Here is a 14,477-nt window from a genome sequence, read left to right on the forward strand (position 1 = left end):
TGCATCGACCGGTTGAGATCGCCGCCGGAAGCAGCGGTCGTGTCTCCTGCGCTCAACGGCAGTTTTGTCCCGCAACTGAGACATTGAGTACGGGCGCAGCGAACAACCGGTTTGGGTTTCTTCTCTTCTGACTATTGCGAACGACCTGTGTGGATAAATGCTGCAAAGCAAGACATATCTGAAGCTGATTTAGCACTGGTCAGAGGCAGACATGTGTCCGACCTGTTTGCGCGGCACACGCGGCCGCTGGCCCTGATGGTTTCCGCAAATCAAGTCCCAAACGGCTTCTCGGACAATAAGATATCCCGGACATTCGACTGGGTGTCTTGGCTAACAGGCCGACTGTGGTCCATAATTCATTAGCCCGATGATTCCGTGCCCATGGTCGCCGGCGTAACGCTCAGAAATATTGGCGGCTTTGTGATCGTCGCAACCAAGGCTTCTGAAGGGCTAATCGATGTTTCCCCGGACTTCCCTTCTGCCAACAGTCTCCAATACTTAGCCGCCGTTCGGAAGAGGTGGTAACTGACGCAAATACAAAACAACGGCGTCCAGATCTTGTTCTGTCATCGCCGCATAATGATGGTACCCCATAGGTGGAAGCATCCTGGAACCGTCGGGCCGTATACCCTTGGTAATCATAGTCTTTAGTTCTTCATCGCTGTAGCCAGCGAGTCCATCTTTATGTGTGGTTAAATTGGCTGACACAGACGTTCCCCAAGGCCCGTGGAACTCAAATCCACCTGCGCCAAGGTGCGTATCAAAAATTGGTCCTCGCTCACCCATCGGCGTATGACATTCAATGCAATGTGCGACCGGTCCAGCAAGGTATTCGCCATATTCGACGCTTACCGACCGAAGTGGAGCAGAAACGCTTTGAACCGGCGGGCCATACGCGGGCGGTAGCGGAATATTATATGTTGAGAACGGCGTTTCATTTTGGCTTGCAGGAACCGTTCGTAGGAAAGCTACGATGGAATAAAGATCATCGTCAGACAAGTTGCGGTAAAGGGTCATCGGCATTGGCGGTCCGATAATTGTGCCATCCGGGCGAATACCTTCTCGGATCGCTCTTGCAAGTTCATCATCGGTCCAACTAGCGACGCGCCCACCCGGTGTAATATTCACCGCCCAAGCTTCGAACGCAGGGTTCTTGTCGACCATAAACCCACCCAGTTCGTTAGACATGTCAGGGCCTTCAGGCGTTTGTGGCGTATGGCAGTTCCCGCAGCCCGCTGGACCTCGAACCAGATACTCACCTCGCTCAACGGATGGTTGGGCGTTGGCCAGGAATGCAGTTGATGACAGTGCGAAAGCCGTGACGAAGAGGCGCATATCATTTCCCCCTGAGTTCAAGAACCCGACGCGCCTGCATCAGGTTCGCTCTCAATATTAAGGCAAAACAGCGAAAATCTCTAAGAAAAAGTTTCTCGTCGCGTCTGGAATGGGCTCAAAGCCATCGTCCAGCGCCTCATAGTCTCAAAGCGCCAAACGTCCGGTCACCGCTTCATCTGATTGAAAAGAATGAAGTTCTGAGCCTTGGGAACGGCGGCTTTTGGGGCGTGGTTCAAACATGATCCGCTGCGCTGCCGCAAGACCGCTTCGAGCCCACAGTGGCCGGCTATTCACTGGCTTTTCCGTCCAAATACATGCGCCAGCTGTGTTCGGGCTTAAAGTTTAAAACCGTCTTAGCCTTTTTGTTGGAGAAGAACGTTTCACTAGATCCAATGTCCCCGACCGGGACGCCCTGATAATAGCGTTCGATGAGCGCCGAGGAGCTTTCGGCAACCGAGTGATCGTCGTTGGATGCGTTGAAAATCTGGAATCCAAGCCCGTCGGTTTCAAGACATCGATCAACCATTTGCCCAAGATCACGGGCGTCAATGTAGGCAAAGATGTTTCGGCGGCGCAAACTGGGATCGGCAATATATGCTGGAAAGTCTTGCTCGTATTCGTGGGGCTCAATCACATTATTGATGCGCAATCCGTAGATGTCATATCCGGAGCGCTTTTGAAAACTTCGGGCTGTGACTTCATTTACAACTTTTGACATGGCGTAGCTGTCTTCGGGTATAACAGGGTGCTCTTCATCAATGGGCAAATACTCGGGCTTGCGTTCTCCGTCAGCAAAGCAGATGCCGTAGGTCGTTTCCGAAGATGCAAATATGATCTTCCTGACGCCAAATTTGATCGCTGCATCAATTACATTGTAGGTTCCCAGAGTATTCACGCGGTAGCATTCATTGTCAGAGGTCATAAGCAGGCGTGGGATTGCAGCGAAATGAACGACCGCATCAAAGCGCGGAACGCCAGTGCCACTTTCAAGTTCATCATAACCTGAGTAGCTTGCCATGATGTCGAACATCTGACCTGCATCGGTGACATCCGCGATGCGATTTTCTACTCCCGGATGATCCAGGACGGTCTGATCGACATTGAGGATACGGTGTCCCTTTTCAATAAGATAGGAAATCGCATGCTTTCCCGCCTTGCCCGATCCGCCTGTAAAGAGAATGCGCATATAAGCCCTCCATGTTCGCTGTTCTGAGTACCGCCTTTTGACTTTAAGCGAAAGCCAGTGGCTCTCTTTGGGCGCATCTTACAGCATCTCTGGCATTGAATTTCGTTGATCCATAGACACTGTGTCGGCATTGTCCCGCATAGCGGAACTCTAAGCACACCGCAGCGAATGTTCGCTTCCCGCACAAACTACCTGAATGCTGCAACGTGACCAAAGTCCGCCTTTGGGTCGCGTCAACAGCTCAAGCGGCGGTCTCCCGATAGTTAACAATACGAGCGTCAAAACCTGACATAGCCCCCTGCAGGTGGAAATTGAATTTTGAGTCTGCATCAATCTGGTGTGTCACGTCTTTAGTGAGGATGCTCGGAACTTCCGAGGCGGTTGACCCGTCGTTGTCTCAAACGCGCGACTGAATGCACTGCGGGATGTAAAACCAACCATTTCGGCAACTCGTTTTACGGGTATATCTGTGTCACGTAACAATGTACCTGCGCGCCGCATCCGCAGGTCGCGCAACAACTCTATCGGACCAGATCCATACGCGCTGGCAAACCGCTTGGCAAACGCCGCCCTGCTCATGCTGACACTGTCTGCTAGGCTTTCGACAGTATGATTGTCTCCGGGTTTATCGAGCATGGCGCGCAACGCATTCCATACCGTCGGATCCGCCAAGGCAGCCATCCAATGCAATGCGTTATCGGACACGGCCAACCGTTTGCGGAGCATTTCGATCATACATTGCGTCAGTAGGGCACGGATCATGGCCCGGCTGCCAAGACCGGGATTGGCTATTTCATACAGCAAGGCTTGTAAGGTCGTGTGCATCCGGTTGGGCGACGAAACATTCTCGATCAGTGGCTCACGTATCAGATCAATGATGTCTGCGACCCCGCGCAAGCCAACATCAACATGGGCACAAAGGGCAATCAATTGCCCCTCTCCACCACAATCGGATGTAGCCATGAGATGTCCAAGGCTCAGAGCGGCAGGTTTACATTTTGGCACCGGGTCGCTGGTCACGCCAAAACTGTGGAGTGCATGACTTTGCAGCGCAGGGATAAGCACAAGCGATCCACGGGAAACCTTTAAGGGTGCGCGAGACCGCACAATGATTTCACCTTCACCAGATAGAATGTAGTGCAACGTTGCAGAAGCATCGCGCTCAAGACCAAGATTACAGGTCCCTTGCAATTGGCAAATGGCGAAAGGGTTTGTCGTGATTTCCAGTTCGTCAAAGATATGGTCAAATTTCATGAGCCCATTTTGATCCCGTTTTTGGACGAAAAGACACCTATTTTATTTCTATGCGACCATATCAAGACGAAAAGGCACATACAGCATCGTATCAAATGGATACATCCGACCAACAAAAGGAATGCTAAGATGTGTAATTGCGATGATCCAAACCACAAGCACGGTAAAATCTCTCGCCGCGCAGCTCTGCGCGGAGGTTTAGCGGCAACCGCGGCAGCTGCAACAACTGCAACAACGGCATCTGCCCAGACGGCAAGCCCTTATGCAGATCCAGAAAATTCCGTTCTGCCACCTTCTAACATGAAACTGGACCTCAGCCGTGCTGCATTGGTTGTTACTGATCCTCAGGTCGATTTCCTAAGCCCCGATGGCGTGACGTGGGGCGTGGTAGGTGCATCTGTGACAGAGAACAACACTGTCGAAAACATCGAAACCTTGTTTAAAGCTGCAAAAGCTGCGGACATTACAGTTGCCGTGTCGCCGCACTATTACTACCCGACCGACCATGGTTGGAAATTCGAGGGCGCGCTGGAAAAGCTGATGCACAAAATTGGTATGTTTGACCGGCCAGGCCCATTGAATCTCGAGGGTTTTGACGGGTCTGGCGCCGACTGGATGCCGCAGTACAAAAAATACATCAACGATGGCAAAACAATCGTGACATCGCCGCACAAAGTTTACGGTAACGACACGAATGATCTGTCCCTGCAATTGCGTAAGCAAGGTGTTGATCAGGTCATCCTGTCAGGTATGTCAGCAAACTTGTGCACTGAATCTCACATGCGTGAACTGATAGAGCAAGGTTTTGAAGTTGCTGTTGTTAAGGACGCGACTGCAGCTGCGATCATCCCAGACGGCGATGGCTACTTGGCCGCTTTGACCAACTTCCGCTTCATCGCGAACGCTGTGTGGAGCACGCAAGAAGCGGTTGCAATGATCGAAGCAGCCAGCTGATAAAGTTGGGAAGCCCGCACGAGTTTTTAGTGTGGGCTTTTTCGTTTGGGTTAGCCATTTTGAACGTTGCGCTATTGGTGCAAAAAGCGAGAAAGACATCTAACCGGCAACAACCAGAATGTGGAAGCTGACATTGATGCAAGCGCCGCGAAAGCTCGTTTTGCCCACGTTGCCGACCTAGGCACCAGCAGCGGTGAAAGTCCGCTCTGGGTTAGGAATGCTTGACGTATGGGTCAACGTTGCGTGACGCGCCCATTGATGGGATTCAGAAAACCCGCTTGATCGAGTCGAAGATGCGCGACGTTCCACACTTTTTAGATGACATTTCGGTTTTTGTTCTTGCGACGGAGCCTTTCGTTTTTGCTAGGGTGTTCTATTGAAAAGCGGTCCTTTGGACAACGTGCGGCTGACGTCGGATTGGGCCTAACCCTTTCACTCACCACCGCACACAGAGTGTCCGATCTACGTAAATGCTCCAAATAATCCCTCTTAGGCTACAAACTGCTGACGGTGCGTTTTACAGTAACCCACTAGAACATCGCGGAATGCGCGTAGCTTTTGAGAGGGCCAAACGTCCGGATGTCCCACCACCCAAATATCGGCATAAGGTTGCGGTTGTAGAACAGGAACCTGCACCAACCCCGCTGTGGCACGTCCAAGGAACACCGGCATTCGGACAACTCCTAGCCCTGCCTGAGCAGCACCGACCATTGCGACCATATCGTCGAAACGAAACCTTACGTTGTTGTTGGGAAACTCTGGCCCAATCCCTTTGGGGACGTTTGGATAGGCGTCATAGACGATCCAATCGATCATCTCCTTAGGCTTAGAGGCGATACGGTCCGCTACATCTTGACTGGAAAAGCTTGCATTTTCTTGTCTCAAAAGTCTCAGACCCGTCAAGGTATCGCCCGGATTTTTACTAATTCGAATGGCGAGGTCGGCTTCGCGGCGCGTTAGGTCCAGTAGGTCATTTGTCGCAAGGATGCGCAGTTCGATGCGTGGATGCGCCTTCGTGAATTGGTCAATGACGGGTGCCAAAAAGCTGGCAATGAGCAGCTGCGGGGCAGTTATCGTCAGCACGCCCGAAAGTTCGGTTTCAGCGCCCTGTAGTTGGCGCATCATGCTGTTTTCGGTTATTTCCATCTGATCCGCATGCACTGCGAGAATATGTGCGGCTTCCGTGGGCCTGTAGCCATCTGACAGTCGCTCAAACAACAATTGGTTCAACGCGTCTTCGGCACGGCGCACTCTGCGTGCAACGGTTGTGTAATTCACACCCAAAGCCTCAGCAGCACCAGCCAAAGAGCGATGGCGAACCAACATCATGACTGTGCGCAAATCATCCCATGCAACACTCATGCATGCGTTATTGCATGCCTTACATGCAAATACACGCGTTTTTACATGTGGGGCATTCGGTATGTTGTCTTCATCATCAATCAACGGAGACAATCATGATCTACGCCTATGCAAAAATTACCGTAACCAACCCTGAAGCCCTGGTCGAATATCGTGATGTCGCCAGTGCGGCACTTGCCAAACATGGCGGCAAAGTCGAAAGCGCCTCGCGCGAATTCACTGTCTTAGACGGTGCGCCTGACCTACCCAATGTATGTGCGTTGCTCAGCTTTCCCGACAAGAGTGCGGCCATTGCTTGGTCTAAAGATCCTGAGCTTGCGGATGTACATGCGCTGCGTCGCAGTGCCGGTGCATCTGACATTCTTCTACTGGGTTAAGTGGAAAGACCGCCGGAAATGGAAAGACCTGCCATTCGCAAATGTGCGCGAGTGGCAGCTCAATCCGCGTAGCGTTCACTTAATTTCACAATGCCGAAGGCCTGCGTTTGAGGAAGCCGGACGTTGTTGGTTGAAGGGGCCAAGCGGTCGTCGACGTAACGAAAATCGACGACAGGTTTCGGGTTCTAGAATGCAAACCCAGCGCACTCAGTTTTGTGACTTTTTGTACGCTACAATGATCTTCGGAACGTAAGGTCGTCCTGAAACCTAATGCAGAATATGTCTAGCCAACTGTATTTGGCCAAAGTCTCAATGAAATGTTGTTTGTCCCCCTTTCACTATTCGTCAAATTGATCCTGAGTTTTCTTCTTGGTCGGTTTGTTTTGTCGCGTGACATGAGCATTCGTTCATATCAACTATTTGCCTGGCACTAACGGGGTAATCCCCCCATTTATGGGGCTGTTTGAAACTAGAATTAAGCGACCATTTGGTACTGGTTCAGTTTCATAGCGGGTGTGATGCCGCCGATGCCCATGTTGGGTCTGTCGTTGTTATAAGTCCATAGCCATTTCGTGGCGTGATCTTGCACCTCCTGAATGTTGTGAAAGATGTGGGATCCAAGCCATTCGTTGCGCACAGTTCGATTGTATCGCTCGATATATGCGTTCTGTTGCGGCTTCCCCGGTTGGATGTAGCTGAGCGTTATGTGGTGCTTGCGGCCCAGTCGATAAGCTTGCCGCTTAGATATTCTGGGCCGTTATCCACGCGCATCATCGCAGGCTTTCCACGCCAGGCGATAATCTGGTTCAGGCTGCGCACGACCCGCGCCGCTGGCAGTGAGAAGTCCACATCTATGGCCAAGCCTTCGCGGTTAAAGTCATCGATGATATTCAGCGTGCGGAACGTTTTCCCGTTCAGTGTTGACCATTTTGGTCAACTGAGGGTGCGTCTCTTTTGATCCTTGATCGAAATGTGCGCCTATCTAAGCCACATGCCAAAAACCCTCAATTAACTGCTCTTGTATTGATCTGGGTTCTTGGCCCGAGCTTGTTATGTGGGTCCAAGCAATGCGCCACCCGTCAGCGAACGCCAGAAGACACTAAGCTATTCGGTCGTCCGCACGATAAAAACTGCTACTGCTGAATGCTCTCCAAATAGGTGGCCAGCGCCAATAGATCGGCTGGGATCGGGGTCGCGTTGGCATCGTCGCCTACGATCACGGTCGGTCCTAAGTCGCCGGCTCCGAACTCTGGCATCACGCTTTGCGGATGGTTTTTCCGGTTGAAGCCATCGATGGTGTCTAAAACCCGGTCTCGGGGAAAGACCCCGCCAGAACTACGAGATAAGCCGGTGAGATCAGGCGGGGTTTTTCCAATCCTAAGTGTTTCCGGCCCGGCACCGCGCGCATCTTGCCCATGACAGGCTGCGCAATTTTGCGCGAAAAGGTTCGCGCCCTGCGCGGCATCGACTGAAGGAGAGGATGTTTCGCATCCTGCAAGGACTATCAGTGCCACTGCACCAAGGAATGGACCTGTTTTGAAGTTCATAATGCACTCGATCATCTATTTGGACGCTGTCATTCTTGGACGGCCTGAAGGAAGGCAACCATATCAAGGATCGGTTGGCTAGTCATAATCAAGACGCCGGTCTCATCACGCATCGTCTTGCCCCGCCCTTCAAAGAAATTGCCAAAAACGGGCATTGGGCTGCCGTGCGCAACCAAGGGATCCCGCCCATCTATGCGGGCGATGACCCTAGATATAGGGAAGTCGCCGCCGTTCACGGTGGTGAGTTTCGTTAAATCGGTCGGTGCAAGCATGAGGATGGCGGACATCGGACCTTTGCCGCGCGCAGCGGCCCCGTGGCAGGAGGCACAATACGTCATGTACAAATCTTCGCCTTCGTCCCGATCTTGAGCGAAGGCAATATTGGCGGGCAACAACACCGCCGCAATCAAGAGTGTAAGTCGTCTCATAGTGGATACCCCTTCGGCGACTATGGCGTTAGCTGCCTTTCGAGTTAGAATTTCCCTCTAAAACACTGCTCAAGAGCGCCTTGCTACGTGCACCCGTGTCGCAATATGCCAGTATCGGTTTTGGGCAGGTCGCAACGATATCTGCGATTTTCTTGAAGTCGCCGTGCGAGGGGCCGGTGGCCGATATTGGGAAGTAGATTGTGTGCAACCCTGCCAGATGGGCCGTGGTTTGTACCGTCTCAAACAGCGGTTGGGCGAGATCCTCCCCATCAGGGCGATTGCAAATGAGGGTTTTCACCCCAGTCGCATGGATGAGCGCGATATCATCTGTCGTGACCTGTCCGCATGTCGCGAGCTGCGGGCTGAGGTGATCAACATTCATGACCGTTTACAGGTTGATAGACCCAGCACTCGGTAGATTGGGCAAAACTTCAGGAGGGAGGTTGCCGTTAGTATCACGCCCACAATCAGCGCTGCATACGTCCAAACAGAGCTTGCCCATGTCACTGGAAAGTTGAGAAAGGGGGCTGCGATTAGGAACAGGCCAACGAGTAGGCGCAAGCCGCGATCCAGTCTTCCTAGGTTCTGTGTCACTTCAAGGTCTCCTATTTTGTGGCTATTTCAGGCCCAATTTAGCCTGCGCATGCCTCTGTGGCATTGATCGAGGTCAAGACAGAGGGATCTTAGTGGGCCATTAGCACCTGCAGATCAGTCTGTTCGATCATCGTCTGTGTGGTGCCACCAAAAACAATCTGGAATAGGCGCGAACGATCAAAAGCACCCATTACGATCAGGTCGGCACCCAACTCCTTTGCGCGAAGAGAGATACATTGACCTATTTCAAGTCCGCCGCTGGGGTACTGGGTCACTGTCACTTGGCAACCGTGATGGCTTAGCCAGGCGGCAACGTCAGTTCCGGTATCACCGCCGCCATGCTCTGGCGTCATGATCGGATCAAAGCACCCAACGACCACCTCTTGCGCGGCTTTTAAATACGGCAATGCGATATGAACGGCGCGTGCTGCAGGAGCGCTGTTGTCCCAAGCAACAAACACACGCTTGGGGGTCACTGGTGTGGTCGCATTCAACAACAAGCCGACGGGTGAACGGAAGAGCACGCCATAGGCGGTTTCGCGCATGAGATCCGATGACTGTCGCAGGTTTGGCGCGATGCAAGCGATATCGGAGACTTGGGCGCACTGGGTAACGACATGCTTTATGTCAGCGGCCGCACAGAGGGACGATTGAACGTCTCCTGATACGCCGCTCTTGCTCAAAATGATTTCCAGGTCTTGAACCCGCGAGTTGAGTGCTCGGCGTGCCGTATCTATCGGCTCTGCCCAGTTATCAGGCACCGCCATGCTTCCATATGCTGACATGCCGTAGGCATAGGCGGGCAGCGCGGGTAAAAGGCCTAACATCAGGCATTTCAGGTGCGTATTGTCGTGCCCGGCCGCCTCGGCCATGTCTCGGACGATGGCGTCAGGTGTGTCTTGGTCAAGCACAAATAAGGTTGTAGTGTTCTTCATGTCCAGTCTCCGTTTAGGGGTTGTAGGCAGTATGGCAGAGCAGATGTTTGGCCAACTGATCTGGATCAAATGCTGGCTTCTAGGACATGTCAAATGTTCGGAGCAGATTACGGATGGGTGCCTGAGTACATGGACTTCAAATATTATTATAAAACACTCGGTGTCCTGCCGGATGCCAGCGCTGATGAGATCAAGCGGGCGTTTCGTAAAGCCGCTCGAAAGTACCATCCGGATATCAATCCTGACGCAGATGCCGCATCCAAATTCAAGGAAGTGAATGAGGCCTATGAAGTGCTGAAGGACGCCGAAAAGCGCGCGGCCTATGATCAGTTGGGACAGCCTCCGCCGTCGGGTGGTGGTGGGTTTCAGCCACCTCCCGATTGGGGCAGAGGTTCGGATTTCTCGCAAGGCGCGCCAGACAACCAAGAGGCATATAGTGATTTCTTTGAGACGTTGTTCCGGCGCGGAGCACAGCCTCACGCCGGCATGCACGGGCAGGGCGGATCAGACAGTCACGCAAAGATCGAGATCGACATCGCTGATGCGTACACAGGTGCGGCGCGCGTTTTGAGCATGCGGTCTCCGGTGGTTGGACCGAATGGGAAGGTCTCGCTAAAGGACCGAAATATATCGGTTCGTATTCCCAAAGGTATTTACGAAGGCCAGCATATTCGGCTGGCAGGACAAGGCGCACCATCGTTGGGCGCGGGGCCGAGCGGCGATTTGTTTCTTGAGGTCACGTTTTCGCCCCATCCGATTTACCATGCGGTCGTCAAAGACTTGTTCCTTGATTTGCCAATCACCCCTTGGGAGGCCGCGCTGGGCGGGCATGTGGTGATGCCAACTCCCGACGGCAAAGTTGACCTGCAAATTCCCCCAAACGCGCGCAGCGGGCAAAAGCTACGCCTTAAAGGTAAAGGTTTGCCGGGAACGCCCGCAGGCGACATCTTCGCCACCCTCAAAATCGTCAACCCGAATGTCTCAACAGACAAGGAACGTGCGGTTTTTGAAAAGATGGCCACGGAAATGGACTTTGATCCGCGCGCGCAACTTGAAAGGGCTGCATCATGAGAAAGACAGAGCCAGACGTCGATGTCGTCGATATCGTGTCATTGCAGGACCTGTGCCGCTTTTGCCAAGCGGATGAGGCTTGGGTGGTTGAATTGGTGGAGCACGGTGTTCTCAATCCCAGCGGGACAACAATCCAAAGTTGGCGTTTTCGGGGCCTCAGCATTGTGCGGGCCAAGAAGGCGCGCCGATTGAACCAAGATCTCGGCATCAATGCTGCAGGTATCGCGATGGTGCTTGATTTGTTGGACCAGCGCGATGCTATCCTGCGCAAATTGCCCTGATGTGAGCTGTTCTAAAGGTTGGCTGAGAGGCTATTTCTTTAAGCGGCTTATGGATTTTTGATACAGATCTTTGTTTAGTTCAATAAATTGCGCCAAGCTGCTTCCTAGCAAACCCGCGGAATTATGGATGAGATAGTAGTACCCGGTCGCGCTCGCGATGAGACCGCCGACAGCGTCCACAATCAGGTCCCCCATCGTGTCGTCCAAGCCAGATTTTTGCATGTTCAACCCGAAGATCATATCCATCGAGAACTCGAATATCTCCCAAGTGGCCCCGATCGTCATGGTGACACAGAAGGTAATGAAGGCGATGGCCGATGGCGGAGCTGCGAGCCTGTCGCCATCAAAAAGCATAAAGACAAATAGAAACCCGGTCAGCCCAAAACCGATGGCGGATAGCCCATGCAGCGCCAAATCCCACCACCATAGCCGCTCGTAAAAATCGAAGGCTTCGCCTAGGAAAATTGACCCGAAGAAGAACAGTGTCGTAGCCATAAGGAAGGGCACCGGCAGGGTAAATGACCAGCGCGCTGCAAGAATAGGTGGGACAAGTGAGAGGCCCAAAGTGGCCAAGCTGACAAAGGCGAGAGACCAGCGGGACAGACCCAAAGCAACCAATCCAGCCAACAAGAGAAGGGCCCAAATCACAAGCATCAGTGGGCTGGTGTTTTTGATCAATTGCATCGGCCGCATCCCCTCAGGGGTTAAACTATACCATTCCGGTACTTATATCGAAACTATGACGAACAACGCGATACGAATTGCCAGCTATAATATTCGCAAGGCCCGCGGCCTTGACCAAAGGCGTATGCCAAATCGGATATTGAGCGTTATTAACACCCTGAGTGCCGATGTTGTAGTGTTGCAAGAGGCCGACAGACGGCTTGGAGTTCGCGAACCGGCATTGCCTCGAATGATGATCGAGAGCGAAACTGATTTTCAACTTGTTGAGTTGTCGGAGAACGGGATCAGTCTTGGCTGGCACGGAAATGCTGTTTTGGTCCGCAAAGGGTTTGCAGTGTCTCATGTCGAGCGATTGAAATTGCCGGGCCTGGAGCCGCGCGGAGCTGTGCGTTTTGATCTCGATATTGGCGCGGGAGTGAGCGTAATTGCGGCCCACTTTGGCTTGATGCGTCGTGACCGACGGGCTCAGCTGAATGCGCTGTGTGATGCGACGGCCTCCTGTGCGCACACTGTCATTGCCGGGGATTTCAACGAATGGTCGCAGCACAAAGGGCTTGAGCCCCTAGAGCACGGTTTCGATGTTCATGCGCCGGGTCGAACGTTCCATGCTAGACGCCCAATGGCGGCCCTTGATCGCTTCGCGCTTAGCGAAGGCATTCAGTTACGTGATGCAGGTGTTGAGCAGGGTGCGCTTGCCAAAGTATCCTCGGACCATTTGCCGATATGGGCTGATATCGATGTCCCGATGGCCGCGCCTACTTGCTGAACATCACAGGACGTTTTGCGTCGCGTAACAAGGCATATGTCGTGGCACCAATAACGAAGTCATAGACCTTTGAGTGCCCAAAAGCACCAGTGACGATCAAATCGGCACCTCTCTCAAATGCGACCTGCTCCAGCACATCTGATATGGCGGTTTTGCCGTGCTTACGATGCTCCAAAGAGGGCCGTAATCCGTGCCTTGAGAACATCTCTGCCTGCTCAATCCCGTCGGCGTCTTCCAAGACATCCTGCGCCGCGTCGTTGACCCGCAAAATGGTCAGCGACGCGTTTTTGTCGGCGACAATCAGAACATCATGGGCGGCGCGCGCGGCTTCTCTGGTATCGCTCCAACCCAGCAGGATATTTTCGCCAATTGGCGGGCCATCATATCCAAGGGGGACAACAATTACCGGACGGCCACTTTCGCGAATAACCTGAATCTGCGTGTTGCGCTGATCATGACGGTCTAAGTCCTTATTCTCATGGGCCATGAGGACCAAATCGGCGGCGCGGGCGCTCTCGACAATGCTCTCATAGGCGGACACTGCTTCGGCGCGCACAAGTCGGAACTCGCTTTGGAAGTCTTCATTGTCGGTATGCTTGGCGAAAACCGCTTTGATCTGTTCGGCTTCAACTCTTTGGCTGTCTTGGAAGGTCGCGAAAACCGGTTCTGGAATATGTATCGCAATGCCCGGGTAGACCAGCAATGCTTCAACCGTATGGAGCCCGATAAGATGTGCATTGTGTTTACGGGCCAATGGTACGGCGACCTTCAAGAGCGTTTCGGCATGTTCAGGCGTCGTCAGACAGACGAGGAGTGTTTTCAGTCCCATCGGATTTCCTTCTCAAAATCGGTGCGGCAGAGCACGCCTGTACTCATAATGCGCCGCTAGGAGACGAGATTGATCGGGATCAATTCTGGCACAATGATCGTAAGAACAATCGACCAAGAAGGGGTTAAGCGTGCCCTCCCGATGAAAGACCCAACAATGCTGTGGGGCGTAAAACAACGATCGTGTGAATGGCATCGATTGCAATGATCCGGCTTTTACGCAGCTGGGTTAGGGTCCTGCTTACGGTCTCTGTGGTGAGGCCCAAGAAATCGGCGATGTCTGTACGGCCCATTGGCAAGGTAACCTGTCTGTACCCCCCAATATCTTCACCTACGCGGTTGGACAGAACAGACAAAAACGAAGACACTTTTTCGACGGCTGATTTACGCCCCAGCATCATAAAGTGATCCTGCATGGCGCTGATCTCACGCAATGCGGCCTGAAGGAGCTGGTCGTGCAGTTCGGGATCGCCTTCGCCAGTTTCGAGGACAGAGATGCGGTAGGGTTGCAAGCATGCCTCGACTAGGACATCGCAATCTGTGTGATACAAACCCTCAGATGGGAACCCAACGATGTCGCCGGGGTATCCGAATGCGATGACCTGCCTGCGCCCGTCTTCCAAGAGGCGGCTCTGCCGCACAACACCGCTTGTGACCTGATAGAGCCAGCCCGCTTGGTCACCCTCAAAGAAGATGTACGATCCAGCTTTCTTCAGGCTCTGGTGGGTATTTTTGGCGTTTGAACAAGCGAACGGTAAGTTGGGTGTTGGGTCAATGTGATCGGTTGGGATCGTGACATACATATCAAGTGCCTCCATCGGGTGTGAGGCTAATTTGGACAGTCCGTGTAATCTGGACTACCTTTGCTTTATGAG

Annotated in this window: 17 protein-coding genes and 1 pseudogene; 5 read left to right on the forward strand and 13 right to left on the reverse strand. The window is 52.9% G+C overall.

Going from position 1 to position 14,477, the window contains the following annotated elements:
- Window positions 1-498: 498 nt before the first annotated feature.
- The 3 genes from C1J03_RS03825 to C1J03_RS03835 all read right to left on the reverse strand — a co-directional run bounded on the left by C1J03_RS03825 (window position 499) and on the right by C1J03_RS03835 (window position 3,775).
- On the reverse strand, window positions 499-1,335 hold the full coding sequence (locus C1J03_RS03825; RefSeq protein WP_114883853.1) for a c-type cytochrome: 837 nt from the start codon (window positions 1,333-1,335) through the stop codon (window positions 499-501).
- A 286-nt stretch (window positions 1,336-1,621) separates the two neighbouring features.
- On the reverse strand, window positions 1,622-2,521 hold the full coding sequence (locus C1J03_RS03830; protein ID WP_114883855.1) for an NAD-dependent epimerase/dehydratase family protein: 900 nt from the start codon (window positions 2,519-2,521) through the stop codon (window positions 1,622-1,624).
- A gap of 342 nt (window positions 2,522-2,863) precedes the next feature.
- Window positions 2,864-3,775, reverse strand: coding sequence for an AraC family transcriptional regulator (locus tag C1J03_RS03835; protein WP_114883857.1), 912 nt, complete (start codon window positions 3,773-3,775; stop codon window positions 2,864-2,866).
- A gap of 129 nt (window positions 3,776-3,904) precedes the next feature.
- Here C1J03_RS03835 and C1J03_RS03840 point away from each other — a divergent pair, with 129 nt between their 5' ends.
- Entirely contained in the window at window positions 3,905-4,729 is an 825-nt protein-coding gene (locus C1J03_RS03840; protein WP_114883860.1) for a cysteine hydrolase, read from the forward strand.
- Window positions 4,730-5,218: 489 nt separating this feature from the next.
- On the opposite strand, the gene C1J03_RS03845 is transcribed toward C1J03_RS03840, so the two are convergent.
- Window positions 5,219-6,091 carry a LysR family transcriptional regulator gene (locus C1J03_RS03845; RefSeq protein WP_114888827.1) on the reverse strand — a complete coding sequence of 291 codons (873 nt, stop codon included), beginning with the start codon at window positions 6,089-6,091 and terminating at the stop codon, window positions 5,219-5,221.
- Between the two features lie 95 nt (window positions 6,092-6,186).
- Between C1J03_RS03845 and C1J03_RS03850 the strand changes: the two genes are divergently transcribed.
- Window positions 6,187-6,468 (forward strand): DUF1330 domain-containing protein, encoded by a 282-nt coding sequence (locus C1J03_RS03850; protein WP_114883862.1) that lies wholly within the window; start codon window positions 6,187-6,189, stop codon window positions 6,466-6,468.
- A gap of 475 nt (window positions 6,469-6,943) precedes the next feature.
- Here C1J03_RS03850 and C1J03_RS03855 read toward each other — a convergent pair.
- The 6 genes and pseudogenes from C1J03_RS03855 to C1J03_RS03880 form a co-directional block, all read right to left on the reverse strand.
- Window positions 6,944-7,383: pseudogene (locus C1J03_RS03855) on the reverse strand (integrase core domain-containing protein); the annotation flags it as partial.
- Between the two features lie 218 nt (window positions 7,384-7,601).
- Window positions 7,602-8,015, reverse strand: coding sequence for a c-type cytochrome (locus C1J03_RS03860; protein ID WP_114888828.1), 414 nt, complete (start codon window positions 8,013-8,015; stop codon window positions 7,602-7,604).
- A 29-nt stretch (window positions 8,016-8,044) separates the two neighbouring features.
- Window positions 8,045-8,443 (reverse strand): c-type cytochrome, encoded by a 399-nt coding sequence (locus C1J03_RS03865; RefSeq protein ID WP_114883864.1) that lies wholly within the window; start codon window positions 8,441-8,443, stop codon window positions 8,045-8,047.
- 28 nt (window positions 8,444-8,471) lie between these two features.
- Window positions 8,472-8,825: a beta-lactamase hydrolase domain-containing protein gene (locus tag C1J03_RS03870; RefSeq protein WP_114883866.1), complete on the reverse strand. Its 354-nt coding sequence runs from the start codon at window positions 8,823-8,825 to the stop codon at window positions 8,472-8,474.
- A complete protein-coding gene (locus C1J03_RS03875) occupies window positions 8,822-9,037 on the reverse strand; it encodes a YgaP family membrane protein (protein ID WP_114883868.1) in 216 nt (71 codons plus the stop codon). The genes C1J03_RS03870 and C1J03_RS03875 overlap by 4 nt, the downstream gene beginning before the upstream one ends.
- A gap of 89 nt (window positions 9,038-9,126) precedes the next feature.
- Window positions 9,127-9,972, reverse strand: coding sequence for a universal stress protein (locus C1J03_RS03880; RefSeq protein WP_114883870.1), 846 nt, complete (start codon window positions 9,970-9,972; stop codon window positions 9,127-9,129).
- Window positions 9,973-10,065: 93 nt separating this feature from the next.
- Here C1J03_RS03880 and C1J03_RS03885 point away from each other — a divergent pair, with 93 nt between their 5' ends.
- Complete coding sequence (locus C1J03_RS03885) at window positions 10,066-11,043, forward strand: DnaJ C-terminal domain-containing protein (protein WP_254694167.1); 978 nt, start codon at window positions 10,066-10,068, stop codon at window positions 11,041-11,043.
- A complete protein-coding gene (locus C1J03_RS03890; protein ID WP_114883872.1) occupies window positions 11,040-11,324 on the forward strand; it encodes a chaperone modulator CbpM in 285 nt (94 codons plus the stop codon). The genes C1J03_RS03885 and C1J03_RS03890 overlap by 4 nt, the downstream gene beginning before the upstream one ends.
- Window positions 11,325-11,354: 30 nt before the next feature.
- On the opposite strand, the gene C1J03_RS03895 is transcribed toward C1J03_RS03890, so the two are convergent.
- On the reverse strand, window positions 11,355-12,008 hold the full coding sequence (locus tag C1J03_RS03895; RefSeq protein WP_254694168.1) for a hypothetical protein: 654 nt from the start codon (window positions 12,006-12,008) through the stop codon (window positions 11,355-11,357).
- 55 nt (window positions 12,009-12,063) lie between these two features.
- Here C1J03_RS03895 and C1J03_RS03900 point away from each other — a divergent pair, with 55 nt between their 5' ends.
- Entirely contained in the window at window positions 12,064-12,774 is a 711-nt protein-coding gene (locus C1J03_RS03900) for an endonuclease/exonuclease/phosphatase family protein (protein WP_114888830.1), read from the forward strand.
- Here C1J03_RS03900 and C1J03_RS03905 read toward each other — a convergent pair.
- Together C1J03_RS03905 and C1J03_RS03910 are read right to left on the reverse strand one after the other, a co-directional pair.
- Window positions 12,764-13,603, reverse strand: a complete 840-nt coding sequence (locus C1J03_RS03905) for a universal stress protein (protein WP_114883876.1) — start codon at window positions 13,601-13,603, stop codon at window positions 12,764-12,766. The genes C1J03_RS03900 and C1J03_RS03905 overlap by 11 nt on opposite strands.
- Before the next feature lie 124 nt (window positions 13,604-13,727).
- On the reverse strand, window positions 13,728-14,405 hold the full coding sequence (locus C1J03_RS03910; RefSeq protein WP_114883878.1) for a helix-turn-helix domain-containing protein: 678 nt from the start codon (window positions 14,403-14,405) through the stop codon (window positions 13,728-13,730).
- Between the last annotated feature and the right edge of the window lie 72 nt (window positions 14,406-14,477).

The organism is Sulfitobacter sp. SK012 (genome assembly GCF_003352085.1).
GTDB lineage: Bacteria > Pseudomonadota > Alphaproteobacteria > Rhodobacterales > Rhodobacteraceae > Sulfitobacter.

Bases quoted from the DNA above. Each gene is read 5' to 3' on its own strand.
- C1J03_RS03825 (WP_114883853.1), bottom strand. From the start codon at position 1,335: ATGCGCCTCTTCGTCACGGCTTTCGCACTGTCATCAACTGCATTCCTG.
- C1J03_RS03830 (WP_114883855.1), bottom strand. From the start codon at position 2,521: ATGCGCATTCTCTTTACAGGCGGATCGGGCAAGGCGGGAAAGCATGCG.
- C1J03_RS03835 (WP_114883857.1), bottom strand. From the start codon at position 3,775: ATGAAATTTGACCATATCTTTGACGAACTGGAAATCACGACAAACCCT.
- C1J03_RS03840 (WP_114883860.1), top strand. From the start codon at position 3,905: ATGTGTAATTGCGATGATCCAAACCACAAGCACGGTAAAATCTCTCGC.
- C1J03_RS03845 (WP_114888827.1), bottom strand. From the start codon at position 6,091: ATGAGTGTTGCATGGGATGATTTGCGCACAGTCATGATGTTGGTTCGC.
- C1J03_RS03850 (WP_114883862.1), top strand. From the start codon at position 6,187: ATGATCTACGCCTATGCAAAAATTACCGTAACCAACCCTGAAGCCCTG.
- C1J03_RS03860 (WP_114888828.1), bottom strand. From the start codon at position 8,015: ATGAACTTCAAAACAGGTCCATTCCTTGGTGCAGTGGCACTGATAGTC.
- C1J03_RS03865 (WP_114883864.1), bottom strand. From the start codon at position 8,443: ATGAGACGACTTACACTCTTGATTGCGGCGGTGTTGTTGCCCGCCAAT.
- C1J03_RS03870 (WP_114883866.1), bottom strand. From the start codon at position 8,825: ATGAATGTTGATCACCTCAGCCCGCAGCTCGCGACATGCGGACAGGTC.
- C1J03_RS03880 (WP_114883870.1), bottom strand. From the start codon at position 9,972: ATGAAGAACACTACAACCTTATTTGTGCTTGACCAAGACACACCTGAC.
- C1J03_RS03885 (WP_254694167.1), top strand. From the start codon at position 10,066: ATGTTCGGAGCAGATTACGGATGGGTGCCTGAGTACATGGACTTCAAA.
- C1J03_RS03890 (WP_114883872.1), top strand. From the start codon at position 11,040: ATGAGAAAGACAGAGCCAGACGTCGATGTCGTCGATATCGTGTCATTG.
- C1J03_RS03895 (WP_254694168.1), bottom strand. From the start codon at position 12,008: ATGCAATTGATCAAAAACACCAGCCCACTGATGCTTGTGATTTGGGCC.
- C1J03_RS03900 (WP_114888830.1), top strand. From the start codon at position 12,064: ATGACGAACAACGCGATACGAATTGCCAGCTATAATATTCGCAAGGCC.
- C1J03_RS03905 (WP_114883876.1), bottom strand. From the start codon at position 13,603: ATGGGACTGAAAACACTCCTCGTCTGTCTGACGACGCCTGAACATGCC.
- C1J03_RS03910 (WP_114883878.1), bottom strand. From the start codon at position 14,405: ATGTATGTCACGATCCCAACCGATCACATTGACCCAACACCCAACTTA.